Annotated in this window: 10 protein-coding genes; 1 reads left to right on the forward strand and 9 read right to left on the reverse strand. The window is 54.2% G+C overall.

The window, feature by feature from the left end:
* Positions 1–134: 134 nt before the first annotated feature.
* Positions 135–1,112, reverse strand: coding sequence for a Gfo/Idh/MocA family protein (locus tag JUE67_RS08980; protein WP_203637129.1), 978 nt, complete (start codon positions 1,110–1,112; stop codon positions 135–137).
* A 1-nt stretch (position 1,113) separates the two neighbouring features.
* Complete coding sequence (locus tag JUE67_RS08985) at positions 1,114–2,151, reverse strand: oxidoreductase (protein ID WP_203628263.1); 1,038 nt, start codon at positions 2,149–2,151, stop codon at positions 1,114–1,116.
* Positions 2,152–2,297: 146 nt separating this feature from the next.
* On the opposite strand from JUE67_RS08985, the gene JUE67_RS08990 reads away from it, so the two are divergent.
* On the forward strand, positions 2,298–3,155 hold the full coding sequence (locus JUE67_RS08990) for a MurR/RpiR family transcriptional regulator (protein WP_203628262.1): 858 nt from the start codon (positions 2,298–2,300) through the stop codon (positions 3,153–3,155).
* A gap of 79 nt (positions 3,156–3,234) precedes the next feature.
* Here the strand turns inward: JUE67_RS08990 and JUE67_RS08995 are convergent, their stop codons facing one another.
* The 7 genes from JUE67_RS08995 to JUE67_RS09025 all read right to left on the reverse strand — a co-directional run bounded on the left by JUE67_RS08995 (position 3,235) and on the right by JUE67_RS09025 (position 9,034).
* Positions 3,235–3,669, reverse strand: a complete 435-nt coding sequence (locus JUE67_RS08995) for an ACT domain-containing protein (protein ID WP_125697167.1) — start codon at positions 3,667–3,669, stop codon at positions 3,235–3,237.
* Between the two features lie 128 nt (positions 3,670–3,797).
* Positions 3,798–4,733: a metal ABC transporter solute-binding protein, Zn/Mn family gene (locus JUE67_RS09000; RefSeq protein WP_203628261.1), complete on the reverse strand. Its 936-nt coding sequence runs from the start codon at positions 4,731–4,733 to the stop codon at positions 3,798–3,800.
* Complete coding sequence (locus JUE67_RS09005) at positions 4,726–5,583, reverse strand: metal ABC transporter permease (RefSeq protein WP_125697165.1); 858 nt, start codon at positions 5,581–5,583, stop codon at positions 4,726–4,728. The genes JUE67_RS09000 and JUE67_RS09005 overlap by 8 nt, the downstream gene beginning before the upstream one ends.
* A complete protein-coding gene (locus tag JUE67_RS09010) occupies positions 5,576–6,361 on the reverse strand; it encodes a metal ABC transporter ATP-binding protein (protein WP_203628260.1) in 786 nt (261 codons plus the stop codon). The genes JUE67_RS09005 and JUE67_RS09010 overlap by 8 nt, the downstream gene beginning before the upstream one ends.
* Positions 6,362–6,545: 184 nt before the next feature.
* Positions 6,546–6,836, reverse strand: a complete 291-nt coding sequence (locus JUE67_RS09015) for a hypothetical protein (protein WP_203628259.1) — start codon at positions 6,834–6,836, stop codon at positions 6,546–6,548.
* A 12-nt stretch (positions 6,837–6,848) separates the two neighbouring features.
* Positions 6,849–8,315 carry a sensor histidine kinase gene (locus JUE67_RS09020; protein WP_203628258.1) on the reverse strand — a complete coding sequence of 489 codons (1,467 nt, stop codon included), beginning with the start codon at positions 8,313–8,315 and terminating at the stop codon, positions 6,849–6,851.
* Positions 8,312–9,034, reverse strand: a complete 723-nt coding sequence (locus JUE67_RS09025) for a response regulator transcription factor (protein ID WP_203628257.1) — start codon at positions 9,032–9,034, stop codon at positions 8,312–8,314. Before JUE67_RS09025 ends, JUE67_RS09020 begins: the two co-directional genes overlap by 4 nt.
* Positions 9,035–9,039: the final 5 nt, after the last annotated feature.

Consider the following 9,039-nt stretch of genomic DNA (forward strand, 5'->3'; position numbering starts at 1 on the left):
GTCCATCACTTCCCCCACAAGCAATTTATTTAATCAAATTATCATCTTCTCACCAAAATTGCAACTAGATATTAATGGGGCGCCAATCGTATCAACGATCGGCGCCCCATCTTTCTCATTTTTCAACGTGTCTGTTAGCCCAGCGTGATGCCCGCATCATTGAGTGCCGCATCTACCACCTGCATCACGGCTTCACTGTGCGCCATCCGTCGATCCGCTTCAGCGTGATCCGCCAGGCGAATGAGCCGCTCAAAATTATCGAACTCTTGGAACATTCGGTGATCCGACACCCGCCGATCCACCTGGATGCTCGGCTGGCCATTGAGGGTCTCGTCGAAGCGCTCAACGGTATTGGTCGGCCCTTCAACAATGATGGACCCCGCGTCGCCTTGAATGCTGGACGTGACCGGCGCCGCGCAATCCTTGGCGGCGATGCACAGCGCCTGGCAGGTCGGATAAGTCAGCGTCAAAATACCCGACGTATCCACGCCGCGGTCGATATTGGCAAAATAATGCACCGCCACCGGCTTGCCCAGCAGGCCAACCACAAAATGGATATTGTAAATGTTCAAGTCCATCAGCGCTCCGCCGCCCAGCTTGGGGTCAAAGACGGGCAGCACCGTTCCCGCCTTGAAGGCATCATAACGTGAAGAATATTGCGAATAGTTGCAGGACACGATCTTGATATCGCCGAGCTTAGGCAGATCCGCCTTGATCTGCTGATAATTAGTCAGATACTGATTGGTGATCGCCTCAAGCAGCAGGACCCCTTTTGCTTCCGCGATGTCTTTCAAGGTCTCAAGCTCTGCCAGATGGAGCGTGAACGGCTTTTCGCAGATCACATTTTTGCCAGCCTCGAGTGCCAGTTTGGCGAAACGAAAATGCAAGGCATTGGGCAAGGCGACATACACCGTATCCACGGCCGGATCCGCAAGCCCCTCATTGATATCGGTATAGACATGCGCGATCGGAAACTGATCAGCGAGGCGGGTCATTTCTGGTTCATCTTGTGGCAATCCGCAAATGGCCGCCACCTCGATCGACGGCAGTGCCTGCACCATCGGCAAAAAATCATGCACGATCTTCCCTGCGCCAAGAATCGCAAGCTTCATGTCATTTGCCCTCTTCCTGGTCGACCAGCGGCTGGATGCCATCCTGCAAGATCTGTAGCTGAAGCAAGGTCTCTTCGTCCTTGACTGCTTTTGGCTTGCCATTGATCAGCGTCTCATACAAGCCCGCATACACGCGACTGTAATCGCCAACGGCCGACACGACTTTTTCCTGATGATATTGGCCGTTGTCATCCACATACGTCAAGGTCCCGTAATCCTCCGGCCGGTCCAGCCCAAAGTCCGGATGCGTCGGCATGTAAAACATCTTCAGATGCGTCTCCTGTCGATCCATCCCCTGCTTGATGAAGACGCCGCGTTTGCCGTACACGGAAAAACTCGGCCGTGGCACCAACCGGAAAAAGCTGGATTTCACAGCGACCTTGATCTTGCCATAATACAGATCTAGGTCAAAATAATCGTTCATCTTCCCGCGCCCAAGCAACTGGCGAACATCACTGTGCACCGAATCCGGTTTGCCAAAATAGGAAATGATCTGATCCAGCGTATGGCACGCATGACCATAGAGAAAACTGCCGGCTGCGGAGAAGGTGCTGTTTTCCGGGGTGTCCGGGCGGAAGTAATCGAAAGTATCCTCGACTTCAAGCAGGTCGCCAAGCTTGCCGCTTTCGATCACCTGCTGGACAGTGAGAAAATCGGAGTCGAAGCGCCGATTTTGGTAACACTGAATCATCAGGTCTTTCGCCTGGGCCAGATCAAACAACTCACGCGCCTCGGCAACCGTCTCGGTGAATGGCTTTTCCACCAGCACGTTTTTACCGCGGGTCAATGCTTCCTTGGCCAGTGCAAAATGCGTCTCGGCCGGCGTTGCGACCACCACCAGCTGAATCGCGTCATCATTATAAATATCGTTGATGTCCGTCGTGTAATGAACACCCGGGATGCGTGCCCAGGTGTGATCATCATGCCGGGCATAGATCGTCTTGACGGTGATCTTGTCCGCCTGCTTCAGCGCAAACGGCAGATGATAGCGGTTGGTGCTTTTCCCATTGCCAATATATGCGATCGTTAATTTTGTCATGATGTGAAGACCTCCATGTAGGGTTATACTCAGTGTAACAAGTTCTTTGCTTTGACGGCGAACGTGCTGCCACTTAGGCCGAAACCGACCAGCCTTTCGATTGGAAAAACAAGGCGGTTGAACATTTCGGCCAGATTGGAGATAGGATGTTACTCACAGACGCATTGACGCAAACAGAAGGCCTGACCGCGACCGAGCAGCGGCTGGCTGGTTATATTCAAACTCATCTCGCCAGCATCCCCGCCCTTTCCATCGAGGAGCTGGCCGCCAAGACTTACACCTCACACTCAGCAATCGTTCGTTTGGCAAAAAAGCTCGGGTATGCCGGGTACAAAGAGCTCCGCGTGGCGATCGCCCAGGCCGCAGCCGCCGCGCTTCAAACGCCGGAGCCGGTCGATGCGAATTTTCCCTTCATGCCGACTGACAGCACCATGACCATCGCCAAAAAAATGGCCGATCTCACCCAGGCAGCGGTGGCGCGCGCGCTGACGCAACTGCAGCAGGCCGACCTTACCCACGCCGCCGACCTGATCGATGATGCCAAGCGCATCTTCCTGTTTGCCAGTGGCGATTCACAGATTCGGGCGCGCAGTTTGCAAAATCGGCTGATCAAGCTCAACAAGTTTGCGGTGATCGCGGATGAGTATGCTGATGAGGCCTGGACCGCGGCGAACCTGACCGAAGACGACTGTGCCATCTTCATCACGTATGGTGGCAAGACGCCGCGCGCCGAACAACTGATGCAGTTTTTGACCAATGCCGGCGTGCCGCTTCTCCTATTGAGTGGCAACGTCAACTCGCCGCTGAATCAATTGGCGGATGTCGCGCTGATCATCACCCAGAAGGAATTCGATGTGATGAAAATTGGGACCTTTGCCTCACAAGCGGCGTTTGACTATGTCCTCAATGTCCTCTTCGCGCTGGTCTATGCCCGCGATTATCAGCATCATGTCGGGGCGTTGCGCCATAAATATCAACAGCTGGAAGATCATCAGTTGAGCTGATTTTTCCGGAAAATTACTGGCTACAAAAAACGGGCGGCGCTGTCATCAATGACAATGCCGCCCGCTTTTTGCGTCGCACTCATTCAACTGAGATCAAGGTCACATCGGTCACCCCACGGGATGCCCGCAGCACATCCAGCAACTCGTCGATCGTCCCTTCCAGATTAGAGATATCAAACGAGATCACCACACTGGCCCAATCATGAATCGGAATGTTCTGGTTGATCGTGATAATACTGCCGTTCGCCGCCGAGATCGCGTTGAGCACCTCAGACAGGATTCCGCGGTCATGATGCAACATCAGGGAGATCACAGCCTTACGCTGCGTCAGACCCGCCTCGGGCAAAAACACGTAATCTTTGTACTTATAATAGGTGCCACGACTGATACCGACTCGCTTGACGGCCTCTGAGACCTGCCGCACCTGCCCATTTTCGATCATCGTGCGCGCCCGGATCACCTTGTCAACGACCTCAGGCAAGATCGAGCTGTCAACAATGTAATACTTTTGCATACCCCGCACCCCACAAGTTAATTTACGCTCATTGTAGCACAAAAGGGAAAAAGGGTGCGGGGCGGGGCGTTTAGGACTGGGTGGCTTGTTCGGCACAGGTGTTGGGCAGCGCACTCAGTCCCCTGCAATCATTGTGCCAATCCCTCATGAATATGGGACAGATTCCATTGCATCATGGTCAGGTAGGTATCGCCGTCCTGACCTTTTTTGGCAAGGGAATCCGTGAAGAGTGTCGCGTAGATCGGTTTGCCACTTTCCTGGCTGACTTTTTGCATCGCTTTTTTCGACACCGAGGTCTCAACGAACAGCACCGGCACATCGCTGTCGTCGATCTTGGCCAGAACGGTGCGCAATTGCTCTGGGGTCCCTTGAGATTCGGTGTTGATCGCCCAGATGAAGGTCGGCGTCAGATCATAGGCCGCGCTGAAATACTGGAACGCGCCTTCGGATGTGACCAACAGTTTTTTGGCCGCCGGGATGTCGGCAAATTGCTTTTTGGCCGCCTGATCCAACTTGGTGAGCTTGGCGATGTAGGCATCGGCGTTGGCCTGGTACTCTTTTGCGTGCGCCGGATCTTTGTCGATCACAGCCGCTGTGATATTTTTGATGTACCGAATCCCATTGGCGATATCCAGCCAGGCATGCGGGTCCGGCGATTGTTTGTCGCCATTTACATACCGGGCTGTGACGCCTTCAGACGCCGCAAAGACTTCCTTGCCATCGCGTTTGCCGGCATTTGCCACCAATTTTGTGAACCAGCCATTGCCGCCAGTCTCGAGCTTGAGCCCGTTATGGAAGATCAGATCCGCGGCCGCGGTGGCTTGGGCGTCGGATGGCTTCGGCTCATATTCGTGAGGATCTTGCCCGCGCGGCACAATGCTGTACACTTCCGCGCGACTGCCGACCACTTGCTCGGTCATGTCTTCCAAAATCGAATTGGTCGTGACAATGCGCATTGTGCTGGCATCGCCCATCACCCGGACCGGTTTGGCATTCACGAACCACAGGACAAAGCCGGTCACCGCCGCCAACAACAGGCTGGTGATACCCAAGCGTTTAAGCATTGGCCGCACCACCCTTCAGCTGACGGAGCAGGCCCTGTTTTGGCGAGAGAATGAACGAGAGCAAAAACAGGACGGCGGCGGTCAACACGATTGCTGGGCCGGACGCCCAGTTGAAGGTATAGCTGAAATACAGCCCGATCAATGCGGACACGGCGCCGATCGACGCGGACAACACCAGCATCACGCCCATGTTCTCCGTCCACAAAAAGGCGGTCGCGGCTGGGGTGACCAGCATCGCAACGATCAAGATGATGCCGACTGTTTGCAAAGCGGACACGGTCACCAGCGTCAACATCAGCATCAAGCCGTAATGCAAGACTTGCACTTTCAGTCCATAAGCTTGTGCGTAATGCGGGTCAAAGGAAGAGACCAGCAATTCCTTGTAAAACAAAACGGTGAATAGAACGACCACGACCAACACCGCATTTGTCAGTAACAGATCGGAATCGGAGACTGCGAGCACGTTGCCAAACAGCACATGATGCAGGTTCGTCGAGCTTTCCGCCAGCGAGATCAGGATGAACCCTAAGGCGAAAAAGGCGGAGAAAACGATGCCGATCGCGGTATCATTTTTCAACTTGGTGCGATCGGCCACAAACCCGATCAATAGGGCGGCCAAAATGCCGAAGAAGGCGGCCCCGAACACGACGTTGATGCCAAGCATGTAGGCAACGGCCACGCCCGGCAGCACCGCGTGAGAGATTGCATCCCCCATCAGCGACATCCCGCGCAAAATGATGAAACTGCCGATGATGCCGGACATGACCCCGACCATAATGGCGGTGATCAGTGCTGTCTGCAGGAAATTGTACTGCATCAAGCCGTTGAAAAACGCGACAAGACTAGTCATTGAAGGCCACCTCCTGTTTGCCCGCGGCGACCGCTGAATCGGCCTTGCCTGATCCAAACAACACATTACCAAGATCTGGCGAGAACGCCGCCTGAATATTGGCTTGCGTGAAAACCTCAGCCACGGGCCCGTGCGCCACGACCCCCGCGCCTGGACTCATGATCACCAGTTCATCGAAATACTGGCTGACCTTGTTGAGATCATGATGGACCACCACGATTGTTTTGCCCGCCGCCCGCCATTCCTTGAGAATGCGGATGATCTCGGCCTCACTTTGCATATCGATGCCGAAAAACGGCTCATCCATGAAGACCAAAGGCGCCTCCTGAACGATGGCCCGAGCGACGAACACGCGCTGCAACTGCCCGCCAGAGAGGTTGCCAATCTGGCGATGGGCAAAGTCACTCAATCCGACCTTTGAAAGCGCCGCCTTGGCTTGGGCACGCTGCGTTTTACCAGGCACCTTGAACCATCCAAGTTTCGGATAGGTGCCCATCACGATCACATCCAAGACGTCGATGGGAAAAGTTAGATCGATCTCCGCGCGTTGCTCGATATAGGCAACGGAGGCCGCTTGTTTCACCAGCGGAACGCCATTTAATTCCGCGTACCCGTTCACCGGTTTCACCAAGTTCAGCATATTTTTGATCAATGTTGATTTGCCTGCGCCATTTGGTCCGATGATGCCAGTGATCTTACCCGGTACAAAATCGACAGACACATCAGAGAAGATCGGGGTCCCTTCGTATGCCGCGGACAGGCCCTTGACTCTGAGCATAGATAATTCCTCCCTTGGTTAGGCAAGCCTAACTTTGTCTATATCGTCATTCTACCGAACGTTTCTGATAAAAGCAATTTCTAATTCCTGCGACACATTTGATTCTAATGAAATCGGTTTTGCCTGTAACGACATAAAAAAACACCCAGCCGTAGCCGAGTGTTCTGATTAGAAATGTCTGGTCTCATTTTGCAGTGCGCGACGCTTGGTAGGCCCGCCAAAAATTGCGTAGCGAATAGCCTAACAAAAAACCGAAGACGCCGATTACCAAGGCGCCACCGACCAGCGGCAGCCACTTCGGGCCACCCAGCCCATTCACGAACAGCAGGACACCACTGCCCATCAACGCAGTGTTTAGTAGAATCGCCAGCGCCAGCCGTAGCCAAAGCCACCGCTGCGATGCGGGCGAAACAGCTACCGGAAGAAAAAGAAATTCGCTGAGAATATAGAATGCGTCGACCAGGACATCTGCCATGCGGATAACCTCCTATTTGGTATACGTGATCGGGGCTTGCTTTGGGGCCGTCTCCTCATCCGGGAAGGTCAAGGTAAACGTGGTACCCTTGCCAAGCTCGGAATCGACCTTGATCTCGCCACCATGCAAGGTGACCAGTTGATGAACGATCGCCAAGCCCAGTCCAGATTCGCCGTACTTAGTGTTTTTACGAGATGGATCAGCTTTATAATACCGCTCCCAGATGTTTTTGACCTGATCCGGGCTCATGCCGATACCACTATCGGTGACCGCCAGCTCAGTCTGGTGATAGCCCGCCTTCGCACGCACCGTGATCGTCCCATTTTGGGTAAACTGAATCGCGTTTTGCGTGATGTTGAAAAGGACCTGCACAAAGCGATCATGGTCGGCGAAGACCGGCACCTCTTCTGCGGCCTCAATGGTGATCGTGTCGCCAGCGTCCTGCGCCTTTTTCGTCAACTGCGAGACGATGTCATGCAGCGCCTCTGTCGCATTGAAAGTCTGCTTGTTGAGCATGATCTGGTTGGTCCGAATTTTTTCGTAGTCCAGATTTTCGTTGACCAGTCGGATCAGACGGTTGGTCTCCCGGCGCATCAACTGAATCGACTCGCCCTTGCTCTCTTCCGGAATCGCGTCATACGCGAGGCCTTCCAAGAGCCCATTGATCGTGGTGAGCGGCGTGCGCATCTCGTGAGCCGCATCCGCCATGAACTGCCGGCGCCGCTCTTCCTGGCGCTTGATCTCCGCCTGGCTGGCGCGCAAACTCTGCACCATGTCTTGAAAATCGTTGGCCAGCGCCACGACTTCATCGCGCTGGCTCCCCTTGACCTTCACCTCGACGTCGTAATCCCCTTCCGCCACCTGGTGGGTCGCCAGCCGCAAACGATTGATCCGCCCCGTCTGGTAACGCGCGACAAAATAGGAAATGACGATCGCCGCCAGCATCGACAACAGAAAGGCGATCAACAAGTTATGCTCGGTTTTTTTGATCGACGCCTGAATATTGTCGACCGGTGCATACGCGGCGATAACAAACAGCAGTTCATTGTCCAAAAAGACCGGCTTATAATAGATGGTCATGCTTTGCGCCTTACCATCTGCCGGATTGGTCGTCAGCTCAGGCAGCGCGACGGCATTGCCATTTTTCAGCTGCTTCCAGTAATTGCTGGCGATCGGCTCGGCACCACCATTGGCCGCCTGAGCCGGGTAACGCGCATTGTTTTTGGCATCATAAATAATGAAATGCACGTGCTGGTCCTTGAGAATCTCCTCGGAGTTTTGGATGAACTGCGAATTGATCAGGTACGTGTTGCTATCGACCGCCCGATCCTTGAGCACATCGGTATATTGTTCAAGCTGATCGAAGCTAGTCTCCCAGACGTTACTTGTCGTGGAGCGGATAAACAAAATGGAGACGACCGCCAGCGTGACCAAGATCACACCGAAAAAGGCGAGCATCTGCTGGTAGAGCATCTTCATTTATCAAGCCCTGAATCATCGAATTTATAGCCAACGCCCCAGACCGTCTGGATGATCTGCGGGCCAACCTTTTCGATCTTCTGCCGAAGCTTTTTGATATGCGCGTCGACGGTGCGTTCATCGCCATAATATTCGTAATCCCACACCAATTGAAGCAGCTGTTCCCGCGAGAACACCTGCTTAGGATTTTGCGCCAGCGTGTGCAGCAAGTCGAATTCCTTGGGCGTGAGGCCCTCGATCGGCTCGTCATCCAAAAACGCCTCGCGCGTCTTGGTGCTGAGCTTGAAATGCGGCGTCACCACGTCATACTCAGCCGTGGTCTCCGGTTTGACCTCGGCCGGCGCGTCGCTGACTTCGGCGCGCCGATGTAGCGCCTTGATGCGCGCAACCAACGTGATCGGTGAAAACGGCTTGGTCACATAATCATCTGCGCCGAGCTCCAGGCCGAGGACCTGGTCACTTTCCGAATCGCGCGCCGTCAGCATGATCAGCGGCACGGTTTTTGACGTCTTGCGAATCTCCTGGGCGACCTGCATCCCATCCATTTTCGGCAAGTTGAGATCCAAGGTGATGAGATCGAAGCTGTCAGGGGCCGCATTGAACTGGGCGAGCCCCTCCTCGCCGTCATACGCGTTGACCACGTCCCACTGTTCCTTCTTGAAAAACATGTCCATCATCTGGGCAACGCTTTCGTTGTCCTCGATCATTAAAATCTTCATTATGA

This window comes from Lacticaseibacillus mingshuiensis (assembly GCF_016861785.1).
Classification (GTDB): domain Bacteria; phylum Bacillota; class Bacilli; order Lactobacillales; family Lactobacillaceae; genus Lacticaseibacillus; species Lacticaseibacillus mingshuiensis.